This window comes from Pseudomonas sp. B2021 (genome assembly GCF_018135665.1).
GTDB classification, from domain to species: domain Bacteria; phylum Pseudomonadota; class Gammaproteobacteria; order Pseudomonadales; family Pseudomonadaceae; genus Aquipseudomonas; species Aquipseudomonas lactis.
In genome coordinates, this window is sequence record NZ_SMOF01000001.1 from 3,847,524 (window position 1) to 3,870,890 (window position 23,367).

Here is a 23,367-nt window from a genome sequence, read left to right on the forward strand (position 1 = left end):
ATGAACATTGCGTACTTTGCGAACTTGCAAAAGGAAACGAGCCCGTCATGATTCTGCCCTGGCTAATCCTGATCCCCTTTATCGGCGGCCTGCTCTGCTGGATGGGTGAACGCTTCGGCGCCACCCTCCCCCGCTGGATTGCGTTGCTGACCATGTCCCTGGAACTCGCGCTCGGCCTCTGGCTGTGGGCCCATGGTGACTATTCATTCGCTCCGGCACCGGGTGTCGACCCCACCTTCGCGCTTGAATTCAAGCACGTGTGGATCCAGCGCTTCGGCATCAACGTGCACCTGGCCCTCGACGGCCTGTCGCTGTTGATGATCCTGCTGACCGGCCTGCTGGGTATCCTCTCGGTACTCTGCTCCTGGAAAGAGATCCAACGTCACGTGGGCTTCTTCCACCTGAACCTGATGTGGATTTTGGGCGGTGTTGTCGGCGTGTTCCTGGCGCTGGACCTGTTCATGTTCTTCTTCTTCTGGGAAATGATGCTGGTGCCGATGTACTTCCTCATCGCGCTCTGGGGTCACAGCTCTTCGGACGGCAAGAAAACCCGGATCTACGCAGCGACCAAGTTCTTCATCTTCACCCAGGCTTCCGGCCTGATCATGTTGGTGGCGATCCTGGGCCTGGTACTGGTCAACTTCAACAACACCGGCGTGATTACCTTCAACTACGCCGACCTGTTGAAAACCAAGATGTCGCTGACCACCGAGTACGTGCTGATGCTGGGCTTCTTCATCGCCTTCGCGGTGAAGCTGCCGGTGGTGCCGTTCCACTCCTGGTTGCCTGACGCCCACGCCCAGGCGCCGACTGCCGGCTCCGTGGACCTGGCCGGTATCCTGCTGAAGACCGCTGCCTACGGCCTGCTGCGTTTCGCCCTGCCGCTGTTCCCGAATGCTTCGGCCGAATTCGCGCCGATCGCCATGACCCTGGGTCTGATCGGGATCTTCTACGGTGCGTTCCTGGCTTTCGCGCAAACCGACATCAAGCGTCTGATTGCCTTCTCGTCCGTTTCCCACATGGGTTTCGTACTGATCGGCATCTACTCCGGCAGCCAACTGGCGCTGCAGGGTGCGGTGATCCAGATGTTGGCCCACGGTGTTTCCGCCGCTGCCCTCTTTATCCTGAGTGGCCAGTTGTACGAGCGCCTGCACACCCGTGACATGCGTGAGATGGGTGGCGTGTGGTCGCGCATCGCGTACCTGCCGGCCATCAGCCTGTTCTTTGCCGCCGCGTCGCTGGGCTTGCCGGGTACCGGTAACTTCATCGGCGAGTTCCTGATCCTGATGGGTGCCTTTGTGCAAACGCCGTGGATCAGCGCCATCGCCACCTCCGGCCTGGTGTTCGGTTCGGTCTACTCGCTGATCATGATCCACCGCGCCTATTTCGGCCCGGCCAAGTCCGACACCGTCCTGCAAGGGATGGATGCGCGCGAACTGATCATGGTGCTCGGCCTTGCGGTACTGCTGGTCTTCATCGGCGTGTACCCGCAACCGTTCCTGGACACTTCTGCCGCAACGATGCATGGCGTGCAGCAGTGGTTCGGCACCGCCTTCTCCCAACTCGCTTCGGCCCGGTAAGAGCGCTATGGAATTCACGATCCAACACTTTATCGCGCTTGCGCCGCTGCTGATCACCAGCCTCACCATCGTGGTGGTGATGCTGGCGATCGCCTGGCGCCGCAATCATTCGCAAACGTTCCTGCTGTCTTGCGCCGGGTTGAACCTGGCCCTGCTGTCGATCATTCCGGCCCTCAAGGTCGCGCCACTGGCGGTCACGCCACTGATGATGGTCGATGACTTCGCACTGCTGTACATCGCCCTGATCCTGGTGGCGACCCTGGCCTGCGTCACCCTCGCCCACGCCTACCTCGGCGAAGGCGGCACCGGCTACCCGGGCAACAAGGAAGAGCTGTACCTGCTGATCCTGCTGGCTGCGGCCGGCGGTATCGTGCTGGTCAGCGCTCAGCACCTGGCGGGCCTGTTCATCGGCCTGGAACTGCTGTCGATCCCGACCTACGGCCTGGTGGCCTATGCCTTCTTCAACAAGCGCTCCCTGGAAGCCGGCATCAAGTACATGGTGCTGTCGGCTGCCGGTTCCGCGTTCCTGTTGTTCGGTATGGCCCTGCTCTACGCCGAAGCTGGCAGCCTGAGCTTCACCGGTATCGGCCACGCCCTGGCCGCCACCAACAGCCCGGCGCCGATTGCCCAACTGGGCCTGGCGATGATGCTGATCGGCCTGGCGTTCAAGCTGTCGCTGGTGCCGTTCCACCTGTGGACCCCGGACGTGTACGAAGGCGCCCCAGCGCCGGTGGCGGCGTTCCTGGCCACTGCGTCGAAAGTGGCGGTGTTTGCGGTGATGGTGCGTCTGTTCCAGATCTCCCCCGCCGCCAACACCGGCGTGCTGAGCAACGTGCTGACCGTGATCGCCATAGCGTCGATCCTGTTCGGTAACCTGCTGGCCCTGACCCAGAACAACCTCAAGCGTCTGCTGGGCTATTCGTCCATCGCCCACTTCGGCTACCTGCTGATCGCCCTGGTGGCGAGCAAAGGCCTGGCCGTGGAAGCCATTGGCGTGTACCTGGTCACCTACGTGATCACAAGCCTGGGTGCGTTCGGCGTCATCACCTTGATGTCGTCGCCGTACAAAGGCCGTGACGCCGACGCCCTGTACGAATACCGCGGCCTGTTCTGGCGCCGGCCGTACCTGACCGCCGTGCTCACCGTGATGATGCTGTCCCTGGCCGGCATTCCGCTGACGGCGGGCTTTATCGGCAAGTTCTACATCGTCGCTACCGGTGTCGAAGCCCACGAATGGTGGCTGGTTGCCTCGCTGGTACTGGGCAGCGCCATCGGCGTGTTCTACTACCTGCGCGTGATGGTCACCCTGTACCTGATCGAGCCAAACCTGCGCCGTGTGGATGCCGAGCTGCATTGGGAACAGAAAGCCGGTGGCGTCATGCTGCTGGCCATCGCCCTGCTCGCGTTCTTCCTGGGCGTGTACCCACAACCGTTGCTCACCCTGGTGCAGCACGCGGTGCTGGGCGTTTGATCGCTTAGATTAATGCAGTAAACATAACGGCGCCTTTGGGCGCCGTTTTGCATTTCTGTAGCCTGGCTTTTTCCCTTCCCTACTCGCTGAAATTTCCTCTTCAATCTGCCTCCTCATCCGGCATCTTCCCCGCTGGATGCGGCCTAAGGTGTCTGCGTTTTAAGAAAGTTCCCACAGCTTGGGCGCTTGACCCAAAGCGAGTGGGCCACCAAACTATACGCAGACTACGTACAGAACATGGATGCTCTATTTATCGAACTGCCGGCATTCGAACGGCATCGCAGGGACTATCTGAGCGATGAACTTTTTCACGGTTTTCAGCAGGAGTTGATGAAAAACCCAGAAGCGGGAGACGTGATCGAAGGAACGGGCGGGTTGAGAAAGGTTCGCTTCGTCGATGAGCGACGAAACAAAGGCAAGCGCGGTGGCCTGCGGGTCATTTACTACTGGTGGTCAGGCGGTACGCAATTCTGGTTATTCACTTTGTACGGCAAACACGAACAGAACGACCTGACACCCCAACACAAGAAAGCCCTTAAACACATGCTAGACAGGGAAATCAAAGCGAGAACACACCATGAAACGTGAAATCTTTTCCGAACTGGTCGAAGGCTTCGACGCCTTGGCTGATGAACGCCAGGGCAAAATTACCCTGCGCACCCACAAAGCGCACCTCAACAAGCTGGCGCCACTCAGCGCTGACGAGGTAATCGCCGTACGCCAGCAACTCAACCTGTCCCGCTCGGTATTCGCCATGTACCTGCGCACCAACACCCGCACCTTGGAGAACTGGGAGCAAGGCCGGGCCAAGCCGAATGCGCAGGCTGTCACGTTGATACGACTGGTGGCGCGCTTTCCGGAAACCGTGGCGCAACTTGCCGCATTGGGCTGACCGGCAATAGCCGCAAAAAAAACGCCCCGAGCATTCGGGGCGTTTTTGCAGCGCAAACAGCGTTAGAACGCGATACCCACCTTGAAACCATACTCATCACGCTTGAGCTTGGTGTTGTCGGCCACATAGGAGTCGTTATCGAGCTTGTACTCGGTGCGGGTGTAGTACAGGCCCGCCATCACTGGCAGGTCGCCCTTCTGGTTCATCAGCAGGCTGACTTCGGCGTAAGGGTTGGTGCGGTCCTTGAGGTCTACGGTGTCGCTGCCGACGCCGTCGACCTTGAGCTTGGCGCGGCCGTCGATGGTGTGACGGGCGCCGGCTTCAACGCGCAGGGTCATGTCATCGAACTGGTGGTTGTAGCCCAGCGCCGCCTTGGCAAACGGCGATTTGTTGGTGAGCTTCATGTCGTAGCCATTGGTGTCCGGCTCGTAGCGGGTCCAGCTGTAGCCACCGCCCACGATCACGTCGACAAAATTGCGCGCATCCAGCGCGGCACGCCAGCCGAGGTCGAGGTCGGCCTGGCCTTCCTTGAGTTTGTTATCGCTTTTTTCACCGTACTTGGCTTCGATACCGGCCAGGTAGATAAAGCCCGACTCGGCAGTGAGCTTGTTGCCGAAGTTGTAGAACAGGCCGGCTTCGGGCATGTGATCTTTGTCGCTTTCGCTGCCGCCTTCAAGTTTGAAGTCGTTGTAGCTGCCCATGATCCCGAACGTGGAAATCGGGTCAGTGGAAGGTGCTGCGAACACCACGCCAGGCGCAGCTACCAGGGCCAGCAACGAGGTGTTCTTGAGGAATTTTCCGAATAGTTTGGACATCGTTTTACATCTCCATTTTAAGGTGGGCAAAGTATTCAGGAATCGGTTCGAACCTTGGCTTTTGCAAAAAGTTCGAACGGATTTGCACCAAAACGGAGGAAAAACGATTCAGCGAAGGCTCTAACTCAAGACTCTTCAGGATTCATGCGAATCAGGTGTTCAACGGCTTCGCGAAGTTGAGGCTGCTCCGGCAGCCGAATGCCGAAGGTGTCGCGCAACAGTCCCAGTAACTCATCGGCACTCTTGAGCGTGCGCTTTTCGCTGGGTCGATCCAGATAATGAAGGGCATAGCGGGCGTTGGCCAAGGTATGACGTTTACCGGGCGCAAGCAGCGCGGCTTTCAACTGCCCTACGAACGGTGAGCCAGGGTGCGTGGAGACGTACCAGTTGCCGATTTCATAATCGATGTCGGCCTGGGTTTGCAGGTCGAACACATACAGGCCACGCCATTCTTCACCCACCTGGCCCCATAGCGTGTAACTGCCTTGGTTGTGTGTCAGACGAAAGCACTCATGAGCGGTGACCTGGGGCGCGTCGCTGTCCAGTTGCAACGGGCTGCTGGGCACCATGCCGCCAAAACCGACATCGGTGATATAGCGCACGCCGTCGAGGGTCACCAGGCTCAAGCGGTGGGTACGCCCGGTGTGGGCGTCCGGTGGGCCGCCGATCACAACGCGCCCGGTGATACCACGGGCTTCAAAGCCCAGCTCCTGCAATAGGGCCAGGAACAGCTGGTTCAGCTCGTAGCAATAGCCGCCACGCCCCTCATGCAGCACCTTACGCTCGACGCTGGGCAGGTCGATCGGCACCGGTGCATGCATCAGGGTCGACAGGCTTTCAAAGGCGAAGGTGCACACATGGCGCAGTTGCAGGTCCCGCAGGGTTTGCAGGGTGGGCGGCGGTGGCGAGGCATAGCCCAGGCGTTGCAGGTACAGGCGGCTATCGGCGAGTGTGTGCATGGCGCGATCCTTGGGCGCAGGGCAAGAGCGTCACTATGCCGCGCCTCTGTGTGCGTTGTCATTTTGAATGAACCTTTTGGAGCGCCAGCCTATCCATCTATAACAAGATTGGGAGGCAACATGAGTACCGCAAAAATCTACACCGTCCACTATCAGCTACACGGTAAACCCAAGTCTTTCGTGGTGCGCGCCGAGGTGATGAACAACGCCGAGGCCTGGCATTGGGCGGCCGTTGATGCCGACATTGCCCATGTCAGCCGCATCGGTCGCGTGGGTCACGAGCAGGTGAAAAAGACCACCCGGCCCTGGGCGGAAAAATACGGCATCAGCGACGTCAGCTGGTCCCCGCCCAGATAAACAAAGCCCCGCACACAGGCGGGGCTCGGTTCACTGCTTCAAGTCGCCCAACGGATCGTAGGGCGGCTTTTTTTTCGCTGTCTCCTCGTCCGTTTTGTCCAGCGGCGCAATTGCCGGGCCGATCGGGTCGACCTGCGGGTCGGCCAGGTCCGGCGAGTCCGGGTCGAAGCCCAGTTCATCCTTGCCACTGGCGTGTTCGTTGGAATGGGGGCCATCGGTACGCTTGTTCATCAGGTTCTCCTGTTAAAGCGGACGGGCTTTGTCGTGGAGGTTTTCCAGGTCTTCTTCGGCGCGCTGCACATCGTCGTCCGGGCCTCGTTCTTTCGGATCATTGGGGCGCAACGCATCGTTGTCGCGCTCCTCTTCACCGGGGGTGCGGTGCGGGTCGGGTGTACCAGGCGGTGGCTGTTTATAGTCGGGCATGACGGCTGACCTCATGAAGGGTTCACCGTTTTAGAGAAATCGCCCGCCGCCATCGTTCAACTTCATTGCGCCAAGCATGAGAAGATGACCGCTCTTTCTGGAGACCTGCCCCGGATGTTCGAGCTCAAACCCTGCGACCCCGCCACCTATCGCCAACAGACCCGTCGCAGCACACTGGTCATTGCCGTGCTGTTCCTGGCCTTGGCCATGCTGTTATCGAGCCTGGCAGTGATGCTGTTCGGTGAGCCTGGCGGTGATAATTTTCGCTTCAACGTCGGCGGCGTCTTTGCCGGGGTGTTGATCACCGTCGCGCTGGTACGTGGCCCGTTCTGGACCCAACCCTGGATGACGTCGGCGGTGTATGGCTGGCAGCTCAAACGCAGCCTGATGAGCGTGACCAATGTGATGCACAAGGTCAGCGAACGGGTACAGGCCAACGACCCGTCAGCCATCAAGCTGTTGCGTTTCTATCATCTGGGGCTGATTCAGATGCACGAACTGGACGCCAACTCCAGCGCCCAGGCGCAAATGGTGGGCGAGATCGAGGCCCACAAGGCGAAGATGCAGGCCCTGGGGATCGCTACCGAGCAAACCCGGCTTGATCCTGCCTGGCTGGACAGCCTGAAAAGCGCTTAGCTCCGCAGGGACACGTCAGTGGGCCATTTGGCCCGCCAGCAAAACACTGCACTCAGGGCAATCGCCGCACCCGCCAGGCCAAACACCCAGGGCGCCGAGGCCACAGGTAGCAACAGGCCCGCCAGCAGCGGCCCGAGGCCGGCGCCGATATCGCGCCATACGGCGTTGGACGCCAATGCAGACACGCGCATGGCGCCGGGGTTGCGCTCGGCCACCAGGGTAGTCACCAGGGGCAATTGCAACGCACGCAGCACCAGCACCGCCGCCGCGCCGACGATCACCCAATGGCTGCCGAACGCAGCCAGGGCCAGGGCGCTCAAGAACGAAAACAGCAACAGCATCGACGTGGCACCGAAACGCTGGGCCGCACGCCCGCCCAACGGGCTCAGGAGCAATTCCGACAGGTAGCGCAGGCCCATCAAGCCGCCGGCGATCAGTACCGCATCCCCGCCCATGATCTTCTGCGCCTGGATCGACAGGCCAAAGATAAACAAGCCGTCCAGCGCGACACCTTCGATAAACGACCACAGCGCAACGCTGTCAGGCCACCTGAAGCGGCGCCCCGGAGTGCTGTGCAAGTCATGACCGGAGGTGGGCAGGCCGCGAGCGATCCACAACCCTGCCAGGCAACAGACGGCGAGAATCAGGAAGATCGGGCGCGGCCCGGCCCATAACGTCAGCAACCCGCCCAGAGGCAGGGCCAGCATCGGCCCGAAGGCGATCAATGCCCGTGAGCGCCCCGCCCTGCGCGCCGCCCCTTCAGGTTCAGACGTCGCCAGTACCTGGGTCGACAGGTTCAACGCGGCAAAACACAGGCCCCACACCAGCCGCAAGACCAACAGCGCAGCGAAGCCCGACAGCACCGAATTACCCAATGCGCACAGTGCTGCCGCGCCGGCGGCGAGCATGCAGGTCAGGCGGTCGCCGTTACGTGCATAAAAATTCAGTACATGCCGATAACCAAAGATCCGTACCAGACGGTTAGCCGCCAACAACACCCCAGCCTGGGCCAGCGTGATGCCGAACGCCTCGGATTCCATGGGCAGCAACAGGTACAGCAGCACATCACTGGGCAGGCAAAACCCGAGGGTCAGTGCCGCGCGGCGCGAGGTGGTATTGGCGGTGCGTTGGGCAAGGCTGGACATAAAACTGAAACATTCAGAAATATTCAGGCCGCCACACTAGCCTTCCCCTGGCCTTTTTTACAAGGGCTGAGTCTTGTGCTTAGAAAGCGCCCCCGCTGCTAGACACAAGCAAAATCAGATATTTCTTACATCTCTTTCGGCTGATCGTTCCCACCCTAGTGCCCTCAACCCGTCTGAGAACCTTCCCGATGTGCAACCGCCCTGTTCACCTCAAAGACCGTCGAAACTTCCTACGCCTGGCTGCCGTCAGTACAAGCGCAACGCTACTAAGCGGGGCGCTGCCCTCCCTCGCGAACGCAACATCGGCGGCGCCAGCGCTGCCCAAGCCCGCCAACGACCTCAGCCCCCAACTTGCCTTGCAGCGGCTGATGGAAGGCAACCAGCGTTACGCCGACGGGGTGACCAAGCGTCATGACTTTATGATCGAGCGTGAAGTGTTGGTGGGTGGGCAAAATCCGTTCGTCGCGGTGTTAAGTTGTGCCGATTCGCGGATCGCTCCCGAGTACGCTTTCGACACCGCCCGCGGCGACCTCTTCGCGGTACGGGTCGCGGGCAATTTCGTCACCGATAACGGGCTCGCCAGCCTTGAATACGCGGTGGCGGTATTGGGCACGCCCCTGATCATGGTATTGGGGCACGACATGTGTGGCGCAGTCGCGGCGGGGGTCAAGGCCGTCAAGGATAACGCCCGCTTCCCGGGCAAGATCCAGGGCTTGGCCGATACTTTCAAACCCTCGGTGAACAAGGTATTGAAAGCGCCCGGCGATTTGCTGGAAAACGCCATTGCACAAAATGTCACCGACACCATGGCGCGGCTCACGGCTGAATCAAGCCTGTTGGCTGATGCGGTCGCGGCGGGAAAACTGCTGATTGTCGGCGGCGTGTACAAGCTGCACAGCGGCAAAGTAAAAATGCTCGGTTAGGCTTTGCGTAGGAGCGAGCTTGCTCGCGAAAAACTCGAAGGCGCCGCGTTGAGTCAGGCGGCGCGCGTTATCGTTGACGCTTTTCGCGAGCAAGCTCGCTCCTACAGGGGGCAATGATCGCTCAAGGAAGCGGCGTCTCAAAAACCACGCCCAGATCCAGGCGCCCGTCCTTCAGCGGCGGGCACCAGTAATAACCCCCCGTCAACGGCTTGCTGATGCGATACAGGCCATCGACAATCCCATCTTCCAACCCACTCATGCGTCGCAACTGCGCTTCGAACGCATCGAAAGAATGACCAAACGCGAGGAACATCAGCCCCGCCTGGCCATTTTCGGCCCAGGGCATGGAGCGGCGCACCACGAAGGCTTCCGGTGTGAAGCTTTCCTGGGCGGTGCGCTTGGTGTGGGCCGACTCGGGGGCATCGTCGAGTTCTTCGTTATCGCCATGACGGCGGCCAATGATGTGGTCACGCTCCTGGGCAGGCAACGCGGCAAAACCGTCAAGGTCGTGCTGCCATTGCTGGATAGCAGCGAAGCTGGCGCCGCTGTCGGTCAGCGCGGCTTCCACGGCGGCATCGTCGTGAGGGTTTTCGGTGCCGTCTTCGTAGTCGGTCAGGTCAAAGCCGGTCTTGTAGCGGAAGCCTTCTGTCGACTGCACCAGGCGAAACGCCGGGGCCAGGGCTTTTTCCACGGTCCGGCTGCGCAGCAGCAACTCACCGCGATCCACCCCATGCAGCCATACCCACAGCGCCTGTTGAGTCGACGGGTTGTGGGCGCCAGGGCCGCTGACGGCCGGGAATGAGCGCAGCCCTGGGATCTGGACACCCAGCGCCGTTACCAGCGGCTCACCGAACCCCACCACGGCCGCCGCATCCGTCAACTGCACCAGTGCGTCCAGCGCAGCGGGCACGGCTTGCAGCGAGTCGAGGGCAAAAAACAGATGGCGGGCCTGCAAAGGCACCGGTGCGGCAAGAATGCCCGGCTGGTACTGACTCATGTGAACTCCTTCTGAAAAGCCGCGCAGTTTACCCGGCGTACACCGCGCTGCGAACAAGAATGCGCGCAAGCCTTGCGTTAGAGCCGCGTGTTGGGTGACTCTCTAGTCATGTTTTGCAACTATTCCAGGGGTAGCGACATGACCACCAGCAACCTGCTCGCCCAGCTGTTTCCCACCTCCACCGCGCAGATTCCCGAGCAATTTCGCCTGGCAGCGCCCATTGAGCAACGTGAATACCTGGTCGATGGCCAGTTGCAGGAGTGGAACGGCCCGCTCGCCCGCGTGCAAAGCCCCGTGCAACTGGGTGATGAGCGCGTGCACATCGGCAGCACGCCGTTGCTGGATGCCGACACCGCCCTCACCGCCCTGGATGCTGCCGTGCGCGCCTACGACCGTGGCCAGGGTGTATGGCCGACGATGCGGGTGGTTGAGCGTATCCAGCACGTCGAGGCGTTCCTGCGGCGCATGCGCGAACAGCGTGATGCGGTGGTCAAGCTGCTGATGTGGGAGATCGGCAAAAACCTCAAGGACTCGCAGAAAGAATTCGACCGCACCTGCGACTACATCACCGACACCATCAATGCCCTCAAGGAACTCGACCGGCGCAGCAGTCGCTTTGAGCTGGAGCAGGACACCCTCGGCCAGATCCGCCGCGTGCCCCTGGGCGTGGCGTTGTGCATGGGGCCTTACAACTACCCGTTGAACGAGACCTTCACCACGCTGATCCCGGCGTTGATCATGGGCAATACCGTGGTGTTCAAGCCGGCCAAGCTGGGTGTGCTGTTGATCCGCCCCTTGCTGGAAGCCTTCCGCGACAGCTTCCCGGCCGGGGTGATCAATGTGATCTACGGCAGCGGTCGCGAGACCGTGAGCGCGCTGATGGCCAGCGGCAAGATCGACATCTTTGCGTTTATCGGCACCAACAAGGCCGCCAGTGATTTGAAAAAGCTGCACCCCAAGCCGCACCGTTTGCGCGCTGCGCTGGGCCTGGATGCCAAAAACCCAGGGATCGTGCTGCCCGAAGTAGACCTGGACAATGCGGTGAACGAAGCCGTTACCGGTTCGCTGTCGTTCAACGGCCAGCGTTGCACCGCGTTGAAAATCCTGTTCGTGCATGAAGACGTGGTCGAGCGCTTTATCGAGAAGTTCAACGCCAAGCTGGCGACGCTCAAGCCCGGCATGCCCTGGGAAGACGGCGTGGCGCTGACGCCACTGCCGGAGGTGGGCAAGGTCGATTACCTCAACGAACTGGTGGCCGATGCGGCGCGCCATGGCGCCAAGGTGATGAATGCCGAGGGTGGCAGCAGCCGTGGCTCGTTCTTCTACCCGGCGGTGCTGTACCCGGTGAACCCGCAGATGCGTGTCTACCACGAAGAGCAATTCGGCCCGGTGGTGCCGATCGTGCCCTACCGTGACCTAGAAACCGTGATCGACTACGTGCTGGACTCGGATTTCGGCCAGCAGCTGAGCCTCTTCGGCACCGACCCCGTGGAAGTCGGACGCCTGGTGGACACCTTCGCCAACCAGGTGGGCCGCATCAATATCAATGCCCAATGCCAGCGCGGGCCGGATACCTTTCCGTTCAACGGGCGCAAGAACTCGGCCGAGGGCACGTTGTCGGTGCATGACGCCTTGCGTGTGTTCTCGATCCGCACCTTGGTGGCGACCAAGTTCCAGGAAAGTAACAAGGCGTTGGTCAGCGACATTTTGCGCAATCGAGACTCGAGTTTCCTGACCACCGACTACATCTTCTAAGATCAACCCCGTTTCAATGTGCAGACAGGTCAGTGTGGCAGCTGGCTTGCCTGCGATGCTGGCACCTCGGTCTTTCAGTCAGGTCGCGGTGATGCTATCGCAGGCAAGCCAGCTCCCACATTTGATCGCGCATACTCAGATAATCGAGGCCACTTTAATACTGATGAACCTGCCCTTCTTTGCCCGGCGCCTGCTGCGCCCCTTGCTCGACCCCTACCGCCGCTTTCGCCATGCCAAGCTGATCCACGCCGCGCGCGTGTCCGTGGGTTTGCTGGCAACCATCCTGCTGACCACCGGCCTCAACCTGCCGCACGGTGAATGGGCGTCGGTGACCATGCTGATTGTCATCGGCGGGCTGCAGCACCACGGCAACATCGGCAAGAAAGCCGTCGAGCGCGCCTACGGCACCTTGATCGGCGCCAGCGTCGGCTTGCTGCTGGTGGTGCAACAGGCTTACTTCGGCCTGCCGTTGCTCACCTACCTGCTGATGTCGGTGGTGTGCGGGTTCTTTTCCTATCACGCCATCGGTAAGGGCGGTTACATCGCGCTGCTGTCGGCGATTACGGTATTTATCGTCGCCGGCCATGGCGACAACCCAATCTCCGATGGCCTGTGGCGCACCGTCGATATCCTGATCGGCATCGTGCTGGCCCTGGCGTTTTCCTTCGCCTTGCCGTTGTACGCCGTGTATTCGTGGCGCTACAACCTGGCCAGCGCCCTGCGGGACTGCGCGCAGATTTATAGCCGGATCACCAATGGCCAATCGGTAACCAACGATGAACACCTCAAGCTGCTCAACCGTTTGAACGGGGCGATGGTGCAACTGCGCTCGTTGATGCCGTCGGTGTCCAAGGAAGTGCGGATTTCCATGACTGAACTGGATGCGATCCAGCGGCACCTGCGCATGTGCATCAGCACTTTGGAGATTCTGGGCAATACCCGGCCGGACCCGCGTGATGAGCAGGCCACGGCAAGGATGCGGGTGATGTTGAAGGCCGAGCATCGGCAGATTCGGGTGCAGTTGGTGGGGATGGCGCGGGCGTTGAAGTCGGGGGTGACGGAGCGGTTGGAGCGCCCTGGCAGTGTCGCGACGAACGTCACGTTGCTGGAGGTCCCGGTGCACAACGGGCTGGACGGCTACCGACTGTTGACGCTGCAACTGACCGCGAATGTCGACGGGATGCGCGAGCGGCTTTTGAAAAGCTCGTTACATTGGAAAATTTAGTAACAGGCCAGAGAAGCAGGTCCTATACAACCCCATGAACCTGCTTCGCCTTTTTTACAGTGCCCTTATATTTAAGGTTGCAAGCACCAGGCCCATCCAACCGCCTGCTTTCGATTACACCAGACTACTTCTGGGTCGATGGAGTCCCAGAGTACTCCGGTCAAGGCGTCGCATTGAGGCTCTGTACATACCCAGTACCAAGAGTCATAAGGTACCGGCAATGGCCAACCATAAGCGTTGCCCATGAAGCGAATAGCATCGCCGTAATGACCAATAGCGCCTGGCAGGGACTTTCTCCAATTGACTGCGGTGCCCCAATCCATACCGCGGCGGTCTTCACGTACTTGCCATACGTTACTGACGCTAACGGTATAGGACACTTGGTTATTCGCCCTGTCAGTGACAACAATGTTAGTACTGCCATTACGCATCCCTGACACAAACCCTGTAGATGTGACCGTCGCCACGGACGGGTTTTGGGAGGTGTAGGTATAAGGAGGTCGCCCACCGGTTGCAGCCCGGGTCTGCGTATTGCCGGCGTACTCTGCTCTCTTTACCCAGCCGGCCATGATATAAGCGGTTCCATTTAACGTCATCGTGGCTGTACTGATAGACAAGGCCGGATAGGCGGCGGTATATGATGTGGTAGGGAATACGACAGCACGCGCTTTATCCGTATTACCGCCAAACTCCACTTCACAGGTTATCGTTATCTGCCTGTTGTTGGGTAATGACTCCAGCCAACTGCGTAATACGGCTTTGTTCACGAGGCCATTGGCAGCCTCTGTTGAAGTGATCAACGCGCCGTTAGCCGTGAGTACATGAAGCGGTGCCACTCCCGAACTGCTGCAGGTGAGCCACACACGATTGCCCACTGAGCTCAAAGACCACTTGGCGACTGATGCAGAGGCATTGCCTGTGAAGCTGTTCAAGTTCAGAACGCCACCGGGTGCAATATTATTGATCCGTGGCTGTGGCAAACTGGCAGCAGGAATGGTAGTGACCGTCACCGTCTGCACATTCGACGGAATCGGGTCCGCCACACCCGTACGTACCACCGAATACTTCAAGCACACCGTACTGTTCACACTACGGTGCAAGACTTTATCCGCGGTCAGGTTGAATACCACCGTGCCTCCATCCAGTCCGTTCTCTACCGCCGTATGATGAGTGCCGTCGGCCAAAATCCATTCAAGCGTTATGCGGTCTTGACCACTCATACCGGTGTAGCGGACGGTCACCGTCGTATTGTGTTCAATCGGCAGCGGGTCCACCGTCACACTTGGTCCGGTATCGGTGGTGCCATTGATAAACGGATGAGGCAATACTCCCGGCAAGGCCTGGATGGTGTAATGGCGCACACCGAACAGCACGGCAGTGTTCTTGTCAGGGCGTTCCGCCAGGCTGACCCAGAACTTGATCGTCAAATCCACGCCGTCCTCCAGCAGCTTGATCTTGTCCACAGGCGTGGGCGGGCTGATCCCATTCAACACGCCGTCGTTCGTTACTTCATTGGCGGTGTAAGTGTCTTCAAACACAACGCCTTCGCTTTCGTACGTCATCCACATCAATTGCTCGGCATGGATGAAGCTCCACACCGGAATGTAGGTCCGCGCGGTTGGGCTCAGTTGTGACAAGTCCAGAACCGGCCCACTGATGCCTTCGATAGTCGGCGTCGGCAACCCGGCCAACGGCAATAGCCGCAGGGGCACGATCACGGACTCGTACGGGAACGTGCCGCGATGGAAGTGATATTGCACATTGATGGTGTTGCCACCCTCACGAATCCCACGGGCGATGGTGCGAGCGTCGACCCACACGCTGGCTTCATGGGTAGTTGGGTTACCAGCAACATTATCTGCGAAGCTGCCGTGATGATCAGCGGTGATCCAATCCACCGTAATAAGGTCACCGTCCAGCATCGGCCGGAATTTCACGATTACCCGGGTGCCGCTTATTGCCGCCAACGGGTTGAGTTCATCGGGAGCGGTGGAGGCGCCCTCGATGATCGGCCGGTCCAACTCCACACCTTTGCCCACGGTGAGCATCAGTACTTCTGAACGCAACACCACTTTCGGCGGTCCCTCACGCTCCAGGCTGTAGGAGATACGCAGGCTGCCGTTGAGGTTTTTATCGAGAATGTCGCGGGTGACCGGATAGTGCAACTCCTTGCCGGCGGTTGCGCCGTTAATCTCGATAGTGCCACTGGCGGAGCCGCCAAGGCCTGAACCAATGCACGACCAGTGAAGCTTGTCGCCGTTTTGTGTTCCCAAGTAGGTAAAGGTGACCAGCACATCACTACCAGGCACGTCAGCCGGGTCCACGTTGTTACCAATAGCGCCCTGCAAGCGCGGCGCCGGCATGTCTGCAATGCGCTCACCGACTTGCGCCCCGAGCATCGCCGATTGACGAATCGCCAAGGCGCCGCCTCCCAAAATATGGGCGGCGCCATCATTGGTGGTGTAATAAATGTGGATTTCACCCCGCCCATTGAATTGCTCCAACTCGGCTGCGGTGACGGTGTAGGTGCCGCCTTGAGAACCGGCCAACTGCTCTCGGCTAAAAATAATCGCGCTACCTCCACCCGGCGGTACATGGGTGATGTACAGCGTTTCCAGCCAGCCGGGGCTGTGCGGCTCGTAGGCAGGTATGGTGACGGTGATGTCCTCACCTGCCGGAATCAACCCCAGTTCGATAGGGCTGACGCTAGGCGCGGGCATTGAAACCTTGGTGCCAACCACGGTAATCGTGAGGCTGCCGGACTCGCGCGGTAGCGGCGCATCGGTTTTCCAGAAAAATGACACCCTAAGTGAGCCCCCAACCAGCTGCGCAATGATGTCGTTATCAATAGGAATATAGGTAAACCCTCGGTTCAAATCAGGCACAGGTCCCAACAGGATAGTCTCGCTGGTGCCGTCGTCTCGGGTGCAAAGCAAGGAAACGGTGATCTCATACCTGGGGTTAGGCGCTGGAAACTGCCGGTCTGTCAGGACGACGAGTTCGAAGGTCGAGCCGCTCTGGGTGTCGAAGTCGATCTGTCGGGATTCAAGCTCTTGGTCATCCACCAGGAAAATCGGTGCGTTCAACAGGCTGGGGTCCAGTTCGGCGTTGAGGAAATAGGGTTTGGAATACTGATATTTTTCGCCGGAGAAGTTCTCCACCACATCTCGCACCCGAAAACGCAGGGTCAATGTGCCCCGTTGTCCGCCCTGCGCAATGATGGACTTATCCACAAATACGCGGATCGGCCCCGCTCCGCCCGCTTCATCGGAAGTGACGGTATGCAGTACAAAAATGCCATCCCAGGACAGTTCGATCACATCGTTCTTGCGAATGTGTTCGTACAAGTAAATCAGGCAATACACGCCAAGGCCGATATTTTCCAAGCGCAGGGTCTCGCCTTCGGGGAACCCTTCGACTTCCATGACCAACCCGGTATGCCATGAGCTGCCCGGGTCGGTATCGGTGCCACCTGGCCGGGTGGTTTTGATCAGAATAATCTGCTTGGGGGAAGTGCTTTCGTTGCCGCTGCCTGCCCGGCGTACTCGGCCATAAGTCACCACTTCGCCCTCAGGCATACGCTCCTCGGGGATCGCCAGGTTCTGGCGAACCAGGGTGGTATCGCTAACGAGGTCGTCAGCTACCGGGAAAGCCAGGTCGGCATCGCTACGGCCGAAGTAACTAGCGAAGTAGTCATCAATACCCTGCGCAGACCAATTTTCAAATGACATAAGTGCGTAAGGGCGCACATGCCGGATGCCCAGGCCATAGACCGCAACCTCACCGGGCACATGCCCAGCAATAGGGACCGAGGGATACGCGGAATAAGGCGGGTCCAGGTTTTCCACGCGCTGTGGGCCAGGGACAATAGACTCTCTCTGGTGGGGCAGACAGGCTATGGGGAAGGAAGTGTCATCAGAGGCAGCGGGCGCGCGATCACTGCCGGAATCAAACGGGTTATCAGACATGAAGAGCTCTCCTGGCTGAAGGGCACGCACAGGGAATTATGCGTGGGGCCAGGGAGATCAAACAGTGGTAAGGGAAGCCGCGTCTAGCTGTGAGAATTGACAGTGACGACAAACGGTACATTGGGTCGAGTGAAAGTACACCTAATACAATGCCCGCACATTCACACTTCTTCTTACATATTTTTCACGATTTATTCACAAGCCAAGCCGTAGTGTGAAGCCTCATCCGTTACAAACGTTGCATATCAAGCCCGCCGCCCCAGCGGGCTTTTTTTTGCCTGCTTTTTAGCTCAGAAAAAAGGCCTACCCCTGTAGGAGCGCGCTTGCTCGCGAAAAACGTCAACGATAACGCGGGCATTCTGGTTAACCGCGGTGTCATTGCGTTTTTCGCGAGCAAGCTCGCTCCTACAGGGGGTTGGGGATGGGTTTCAGCGTGCAGCCTGTTCGCGAATGGCGCGCTGGGTCTCCAGCACCTTGGCCAGCGCCGTTTCAGCCTCGGCACTCTGCTGCGGCACGCGAATCGCCGCCGACACCAGCGTGATCAGCTTGGCCATTACCTCGGCATCCGTGGCCGGGCGGCCCAGGCTCATGGAGTTCATCAGCAGGCGCAGTTCGGTGCCGGCCATGACCCCGGAAATGGCTTTGAGGGCAAATTGCAGGCGCACCCCCAGTTCATTGCGCGGCAAATCCGGCAGGGCCAGGGCGAAGGCTTCGAAGAAGCGCTGGAACACCGGCTGGTAATGCACCTTGAGGTATTCCTGGATGAACGGCGAAGTATCGCTGTAGACCCGGCCCAGGAAGCGGATGAACGAGCGCCCTTCCCCGCTGGCCGGGTCGCTGCGCTCCAGGCCCATGGCCGGGGCAAACAGTACGCCCAGCAGCGTGTCGCAATCCAGCGGGCCGTCGGATTCGGCTTCACAGCGCGCCAGCAATTCCAGGCGTTGCTCGTTTAAGGGTTCCAGGCGTTGCATCAGCAGGGTTTTCATCAGGGAGTCCTTGTCCCCGAAGTGGTAGTTCACCGCCGCCAGATTGACCTGGGCGCGTTCGGTTATCTGCCGTAGCAACACGGCGTCATAGCCGTACTTGATGAAAAGAGCCTCTGTCGCATCCAGCAGTCGAGTCTTGGTAACGTTTGGAGCGCTGAGTTTCTTCGCGACCATATGGGTTCCACGGCGGAAATATTGTTTTAAAAAATAATTTGATTTTTTATACCGGGGCGGCCCGTCGAAAGCAAGTAGTGACACTCCGCCATATCTTGCAAAGCCTGTATAACCGGGCTTTTGAGACGAGGCATGGAATTTTTGTGCGCCCCACACACGTGACGGCGAAATCGTTTCGAAGGGTAAAACCGCTCTACCTCCGTGGCTGGCGAAGCGTCAGGAAGGCAGTTACTATTCAAACAATATTTTAAAAACAAGAAATAAAACCAGTCCGTGACGCGTACAGGCAGCTTCCGAACTTGTTACAAAGGGTTTCCGGGGGCAAGGCGGTACCGTCGAGACTGCAGGCGTAGTCATGATGACACAGACCCCCGCGCACCCAGGTTTGATTTCCCTGCAAGGCATCGGCAAGCGCTATCAGCTCGCCGGGCAAGAATTGAGCATTCTCAATGATGTGTGCCTGTGCATCGCCAGCGGTGACAGCTGCGGCATTCTCGGTGCTTCCGGTTCCGGCAAAAGCACCCTGCTCAACATCCTCGGCCTGCTCGACCTGCCCAACTGTGGCCAGTACCACTTTGCCGGCCATGATATTTTCAACGCCACCCCCGATGAGCTGGCGGCGATCCGCAACCAGCAGATCGGCTTCGTGTTCCAGAGTTTCAACCTGCTGCCCCGCCTCAGCGCCCTGGACAACGTCGCGCTGCCCTTGAGTTATCGCGGCGTGTCGCGGCATGAATCGGTGGAACACGCCCAACGCATGCTCGAACAGGTCGGCCTCGGTGACCGCGCCCACCATCGGCCCGCCGACCTCTCCGGCGGTCAGCGCCAGCGCGTGGCCATTGCTCGCGCCCTGGTCGGCAACCCCTCGGTGATTTTGGCCGACGAACCCACCGGCAACCTCGACAGCACCACCGCCCAAGAGATCATGGACCTGCTGTTGAACCTTAACCGTGAGCAACAGGTGACGCTGATCATCGTCACCCACGACCCCCACATTGCCGAGCGCCTGGAGCGCAAGATTCTGGTGCGCAACGGCGTGGTGCATGAGGCCCGGCGCCCATGAGCCTGCGGGTCGAGCAGAGCCTCAGCCAACTGCTGCATGAAGCGTTTATCAGCCTGCGTACCTTGGGCAAGCGCTCGATCCTGGCGCTCCTGGGGATCGTCATCGGCAGTTCCTCGGTGGTAGCGCTGATCAATATCGGCCACAACGCGGCAGTGGATGCGGCGATGATTTTCAAGGACATGGGTACCGATACCCTCATCGCCCAGTTCCCACCCAAGGGCAGCAGCAACGTGCCGATGCGCACCCAGCTCGACCTCGACGCGGTACGCCAGGCAGTGCCGGGCATTGCCCATCTCGGCGCGCTCAGCCTGTTCAGCGGGCCCATCGTGTTTCATGGGCGTACCACTAATGCCAACTTTGTCGGCAGCACTGCGGGTATCCAGCACGCCATGCGCCTGGCGTTGCGTAAGGGGCGTTTCCTGTCACCCTTCGATGCCAACGAAACCTACGGGGTAATCGGTGACCAACTCGCCCAGGCCCTCGGCGCACCGGGCGACCCGCTGCAACTGGGCGACCGTGTGCGTATCAACGATTACCTGTTTCTGGTGGTGGGCATCCTGCACAACCAGCCCCGGGCCATGCTGATGCCGGTGCAAGCCAACGAATCGTTGTTTATTCCCGCCGAGGGCATGCGCCGCATCTACGCCAACCCGCAGATCAACAACCTGATCATCCGCGCAGCGCCGGGACAGGACATGGAACGTATCGCCAGGGATGCCGCCGCCGCGCTGCAACCCCAGCTTACCGACCATGACGTCGACATCACGGTGCCCCAGCAAATGATCGATGGCATGACCCGCCAAAGCCGCACCTTCGCCTACCTGCTGCTGGCCCTCGGCGCAATCTCCCTGGTGGGCGGCGGTGTCGGGGTCATGAACGTGATGCTGATGAACGTCTCGGAACGCCGCCGTGAGATCGGCATCCGCATGGCCTTGGGCGCGCGCCAGCGAGACATCCGCAACCTGTTTTTGCTCGAAGCGGTCACCCTCACCGCCGTGGGCGCGCTGTGCGGCGCGGTACTGGGCATGACCGCTGCCTGGCTGTATGCGTGGTTGTCGGGCTGGACGTTTGCGTTGGCAGTGGCGGCCCTGCCCCTGGGCGTGGGCAGCACGTTGCTGGTGGGTTTGTTCTTTGGCATTTACCCGGCAGTGTCGGCCTCACGCTTGCAGCCGGTGGAGGCCCTGCGCGATGAATAAGTACCTGCCACTGCTCATGCTGATCAGCCTGCCGGGCGTGGCCGCCGACGTGGTGATCACCCCCCAGGCACCCAGCACCACCCGCAGCGGCTACGAGCGCAGTGTCTCGCTGAATGCCCAAGCCACCACTATGACCCTGGGCGACGCGGTGTACCTGGGCCTGCGTAATAACCCGGCGATTCGCAGCGCCTACCTGCAACGGGTGGCGCAGAAGTTCGACCTGCGCGTGGCCGAAGACGTGTTCAACCCCAAGCTCACCCTTAACAGCTATTACCGCAGCACCCGCGGCTCCCAAGACAATGCGCGCAACGCCAACGTCGCGCCTAGCAGCAGCCTGCTGGGTGAATACGGCACACGCTTGAGCATGGCCTGGACCCAGCAGTTGAACAACGCCAACCGCGCCGGCCGCTACCGCAGCGACGGCCTGGACCTGGCGATCATCCAACCGCTGATGCGCGGCGCCGGCTGGGATGCCACCACCGCACCGTTGCGCCTGTCGCGCCTGGCCGAGCAGGCCAACCGCCTGAACCTCAAGGCCACCGTGGCGCAGACCATCAGCCAGATCATCGCCACCTACCGCGAGTTGCTGCGTGCCCAGGAACAGTTGGTGATCGTGCAGGAAGCCCTCAAGCGCTCCACGACCTTGCTGGAGGTGAACAAGGCGCTGATCAGCGCCGGGCGCATGGCCGAGTTCGAGATCGTGCAGACCGAAGCCGACATCGCCACCCAGCAATTGGGCGTGGAAGAAGCCCGCAACCAACTCGACACCAGCCGCCTGGCGTTACTGCGCCTGCTGGCCCTGGACCTGTCGACACCGGTGCGTGCCACCGAGGCCCTGGAAGCCAGCCCCATGGAGATAGACAAGCGCCAGGCCTTCAACCTCGCGCAAAACCAGCAACCGGAATACCTCGCCGCCCTGCTCGGCAGCCAGCAGGCCGACCTTAACCTGGTGATCGCCAAGGATTCCGGGCGCTGGCAAGTGGACCTGGTCGCAGGCGCCAACCAGATACGCGCCGCCACCGATAACGACGACGGCCATAACAATAACCGCACCTGGGACAGTTACGCCGGGGTGCAAGTGCAGATCCCTATTGGCGATATCAGCACGCGCCAGGCCGAAGTGCGTGCGCGGGTGAATGTGGAGGATCAGGAAATCCGCATCACCGACGCTCGCCAGGAACTGGAGCGCAACGTCAACAATGTGGTGCGTGACCTCGGCACCCGCTGGCGCCAATATGAAATCTCCAAGCGCGCCGTGGAGTTGTCGCGGCGCAAGATCGAGATCGAGCGGGAAAAACTCAGTGCCGGACGCTCCACCAACTTCCAGGTGCTGAGCTTCGAGACCGACCTGCGCAATGCCGAAAATGCCCAGCTCAATGCGCTGATCGCTTATTTGAACGCCCAGACCCAGCTCGATCTGACCCTGGGCATGACGCTGGAAAGTTGGGAAATCGCCCTCAATGACTATTAATAAAAAATCCCTGCTGGCCGTTGCCTTGGCCCTGTTGTTGGCCGGGGCGGCAGTCAGCCTGCTCAGCCAACGCGGCGGCGCCGAGCCAGCGAACACGGCCGAGCAGTGGCTGGCCGTGAAGCCCGACCCGCTGGTGCACCAGATCGGCCTGGTGGGCAAGATCGAGCCGCAGACCACCGTCACCCTGACGGCACCGTTCGACGGCAATGTGCTGGCTAACCTGGTCGAACAAGGCCAGCGCGTCGAGGCCGGCCAGGTCCTGTTGCGCATGGACCCGGCGGCGCTGGAAGTGCAACTGCGCGACGCCCTCTCCGCACAACTCAAGGCCCGGCGCACCGTGCAGGAAATGCAGGACTGGGGCAGCAGCCCCACCGTCAGCCGCGCCCGTCGCAGTTTACGCACCGCTGAAATGACCGCGGGCAACACCCAACGCAAACTCACCGAGAGCGAAAACCTGTTCAAGCGCGGCATCATCCCGCGCAACGAACTGGATGACCTCAAGCAGCAGACTCAGCAGCAGCAACTGGACCTGGCGGCGGCGCGCAGTGAGCTGCAACAAGCCCTGGACCAAGGCCAGGGCGAATACCGGCAGATCGCCGAAATGGAACTGACCAATGCCACGGTGAAGTACGAAGCCTTGCAGAAACTGCTCGAAGGCAAGGAGGTCAAGGCGCCCTTCTCCGGCATCGTGGTACCGGCCCCCGGCAGCAACAACACCGCGCAAGCTGGCGGCAATAACAGCGCGCCGGTGCAGGCCGGCAGCAAGGTCAGCCAGGGCCAGGTGCTGTTCGGCCTGGCCAATATCGAACAGTTGAAAATCGTCGCCAAGGTCTCAGAGCTGGATATCAACCAGTTGCGTCAGGGCCAGGCCGTGGAAGTGATGGGCGATGGCTTTGATGGCGAACGGCTGACGGGTTCGGTCAGCGTGGTCAGCGGCTTGGCCATCGCCAGCGACAGCCAGGGCAGCGCGCAGTTTCCGGTGACCTTGTCGATCCCCAAGCTGACACCGCAACAGTTGCAGCGGGTGCGCCTGGGCATGAGTGCGCGCTTGACTATCGTCACCTACAACAATGACCAAGCGATCGTGATTCCCAGCCAGGCGATCCAGGCGGACATGACGGTGGAGTATCGGGCGGCGATGGATAAACCGGTGCAGCGGGTGAACGTGACCACCGGGCAATCGACGCCGCAGGGGGTTGAGGTGTTTGGGCTTGAGGCGGGGTTTGTGAGGGGCGGGGGAGTCAATCACTGACCCTCGATCCCGAGTATGCCCTAACTGTAGGAGCGAGCTTGCTCGCGAAAAACGTCAACGATAACGCGTGCTTCCTGAA

At 60.2% G+C, this 23,367-nt stretch carries 21 protein-coding genes; 13 read left to right on the forward strand and 8 right to left on the reverse strand.

The features are described 5' to 3' along the window. The first annotated feature begins 47 nt into the window (after positions 1-47). The 4 genes from nuoM (at position 48) to E1K68_RS17125 (ending at position 3,943) form a co-directional block, all read left to right on the forward strand. Positions 48-1,580 (forward strand): NADH-quinone oxidoreductase subunit M, encoded by a 1,533-nt coding sequence (nuoM, locus tag E1K68_RS17110; RefSeq protein WP_003192119.1) that lies wholly within the window; start codon positions 48-50, stop codon positions 1,578-1,580. A 7-nt stretch (positions 1,581-1,587) separates the two neighbouring features. Beyond that, positions 1,588-3,051, forward strand: coding sequence for an NADH-quinone oxidoreductase subunit NuoN (nuoN, locus tag E1K68_RS17115; protein ID WP_003192122.1), 1,464 nt, complete (start codon positions 1,588-1,590; stop codon positions 3,049-3,051). A gap of 237 nt (positions 3,052-3,288) precedes the next feature. Continuing rightward, a complete protein-coding gene (locus tag E1K68_RS17120; RefSeq protein ID WP_003192123.1) occupies positions 3,289-3,639 on the forward strand; it encodes a toxin in 351 nt (116 codons plus the stop codon). Further along, on the forward strand, positions 3,629-3,943 hold the full coding sequence (locus E1K68_RS17125) for a hypothetical protein (RefSeq protein ID WP_003192124.1): 315 nt from the start codon (positions 3,629-3,631) through the stop codon (positions 3,941-3,943). The genes E1K68_RS17120 and E1K68_RS17125 overlap by 11 nt, the downstream gene beginning before the upstream one ends. 62 nt (positions 3,944-4,005) lie before the next feature. On the opposite strand, the gene E1K68_RS17130 is transcribed toward E1K68_RS17125, so the two are convergent. Together E1K68_RS17130 and E1K68_RS17135 are read right to left on the reverse strand one after the other, a co-directional pair. Then, positions 4,006-4,758 carry an outer membrane beta-barrel protein gene (locus E1K68_RS17130; RefSeq protein WP_212614462.1) on the reverse strand — a complete coding sequence of 251 codons (753 nt, stop codon included), beginning with the start codon at positions 4,756-4,758 and terminating at the stop codon, positions 4,006-4,008. A 125-nt stretch (positions 4,759-4,883) separates the two neighbouring features. Then, on the reverse strand, positions 4,884-5,717 hold the full coding sequence (locus tag E1K68_RS17135; RefSeq protein WP_034133817.1) for an arylamine N-acetyltransferase: 834 nt from the start codon (positions 5,715-5,717) through the stop codon (positions 4,884-4,886). A 120-nt stretch (positions 5,718-5,837) separates the two neighbouring features. On the opposite strand from E1K68_RS17135, the gene E1K68_RS17140 reads away from it, so the two are divergent. After that, positions 5,838-6,074: a DUF6555 family protein gene (locus tag E1K68_RS17140; RefSeq protein ID WP_003192128.1), complete on the forward strand. Its 237-nt coding sequence runs from the start codon at positions 5,838-5,840 to the stop codon at positions 6,072-6,074. Positions 6,075-6,104: 30 nt separating this feature from the next. Here E1K68_RS17140 and E1K68_RS17145 read toward each other — a convergent pair whose 3' ends face one another. Next, entirely contained in the window at positions 6,105-6,305 is a 201-nt protein-coding gene (locus E1K68_RS17145; RefSeq protein WP_003192129.1) for a DUF6021 family protein, read from the reverse strand. A 12-nt stretch (positions 6,306-6,317) separates the two neighbouring features. Continuing rightward, positions 6,318-6,497: a hypothetical protein gene (locus tag E1K68_RS17150; RefSeq protein WP_003192131.1), complete on the reverse strand. Its 180-nt coding sequence runs from the start codon at positions 6,495-6,497 to the stop codon at positions 6,318-6,320. A gap of 114 nt (positions 6,498-6,611) precedes the next feature. Between E1K68_RS17150 and E1K68_RS17155 the strand changes: the two genes are divergently transcribed. Beyond that, entirely contained in the window at positions 6,612-7,133 is a 522-nt protein-coding gene (locus E1K68_RS17155; RefSeq protein ID WP_057710353.1) for a DUF3087 family protein, read from the forward strand. On the opposite strand, the gene E1K68_RS17160 is transcribed toward E1K68_RS17155, so the two are convergent. Then, a complete protein-coding gene (locus tag E1K68_RS17160) occupies positions 7,130-8,278 on the reverse strand; it encodes an MFS transporter (RefSeq protein ID WP_057710352.1) in 1,149 nt (382 codons plus the stop codon). The two genes, E1K68_RS17155 and E1K68_RS17160, sit on opposite strands and share 4 nt — an antisense overlap. A gap of 188 nt (positions 8,279-8,466) precedes the next feature. Between E1K68_RS17160 and E1K68_RS17165 the strand changes: the two genes are divergently transcribed. Then, complete coding sequence (locus E1K68_RS17165; RefSeq protein ID WP_212614463.1) at positions 8,467-9,201, forward strand: carbonic anhydrase; 735 nt, start codon at positions 8,467-8,469, stop codon at positions 9,199-9,201. 121 nt (positions 9,202-9,322) lie between these two features. Here the strand turns inward: E1K68_RS17165 and E1K68_RS17170 are convergent, their stop codons facing one another. Further along, a complete protein-coding gene (locus tag E1K68_RS17170) occupies positions 9,323-10,198 on the reverse strand; it encodes a Dyp-type peroxidase (protein ID WP_003192138.1) in 876 nt (291 codons plus the stop codon). Between the two features lie 138 nt (positions 10,199-10,336). Here E1K68_RS17170 and E1K68_RS17175 point away from each other — a divergent pair, with 138 nt between their 5' ends. Further along, positions 10,337-11,953 (forward strand): NADP-dependent glyceraldehyde-3-phosphate dehydrogenase, encoded by a 1,617-nt coding sequence (locus E1K68_RS17175; protein WP_057710350.1) that lies wholly within the window; start codon positions 10,337-10,339, stop codon positions 11,951-11,953. Between the two features lie 163 nt (positions 11,954-12,116). After that, complete coding sequence (locus E1K68_RS17180; protein ID WP_003192141.1) at positions 12,117-13,178, forward strand: FUSC family protein; 1,062 nt, start codon at positions 12,117-12,119, stop codon at positions 13,176-13,178. Positions 13,179-13,249: 71 nt separating this feature from the next. Here E1K68_RS17180 and E1K68_RS17185 read toward each other — a convergent pair whose 3' ends face one another. Together E1K68_RS17185 and E1K68_RS17190 are read right to left on the reverse strand one after the other, a co-directional pair. Further along, entirely contained in the window at positions 13,250-17,146 is a 3,897-nt protein-coding gene (locus tag E1K68_RS17185) for an Ig-like domain-containing protein (RefSeq protein ID WP_003192144.1), read from the reverse strand. Between the two features lie 428 nt (positions 17,147-17,574). After that, on the reverse strand, positions 17,575-18,306 hold the full coding sequence (locus E1K68_RS17190) for a TetR/AcrR family transcriptional regulator (RefSeq protein WP_003192146.1): 732 nt from the start codon (positions 18,304-18,306) through the stop codon (positions 17,575-17,577). Positions 18,307-18,661: 355 nt separating this feature from the next. Between E1K68_RS17190 and E1K68_RS17195 the strand changes: the two genes are divergently transcribed. Genes E1K68_RS17195 through E1K68_RS17210 form a run of 4 tightly spaced genes read left to right on the forward strand, consistent with a single transcriptional unit; the run spans position 18,662 to position 23,288 of the window. Continuing rightward, positions 18,662-19,369, forward strand: a complete 708-nt coding sequence (locus E1K68_RS17195) for an ABC transporter ATP-binding protein (protein ID WP_137204369.1) — start codon at positions 18,662-18,664, stop codon at positions 19,367-19,369. Continuing rightward, complete coding sequence (locus E1K68_RS17200) at positions 19,366-20,565, forward strand: ABC transporter permease (protein WP_137204368.1); 1,200 nt, start codon at positions 19,366-19,368, stop codon at positions 20,563-20,565. The genes E1K68_RS17195 and E1K68_RS17200 overlap by 4 nt, the downstream gene beginning before the upstream one ends. Next, the gene (locus tag E1K68_RS17205; RefSeq protein WP_137204367.1) at positions 20,558-22,036 is read left to right on the forward strand and encodes a TolC family protein; all 1,479 of its coding nucleotides are present in this window, start codon (positions 20,558-20,560) and stop codon (positions 22,034-22,036) included. Before E1K68_RS17200 ends, E1K68_RS17205 begins: the two co-directional genes overlap by 8 nt. Beyond that, a complete protein-coding gene (locus E1K68_RS17210; RefSeq protein ID WP_212614464.1) occupies positions 22,026-23,288 on the forward strand; it encodes an HlyD family efflux transporter periplasmic adaptor subunit in 1,263 nt (420 codons plus the stop codon). Before E1K68_RS17205 ends, E1K68_RS17210 begins: the two co-directional genes overlap by 11 nt. Positions 23,289-23,367: the final 79 nt, after the last annotated feature.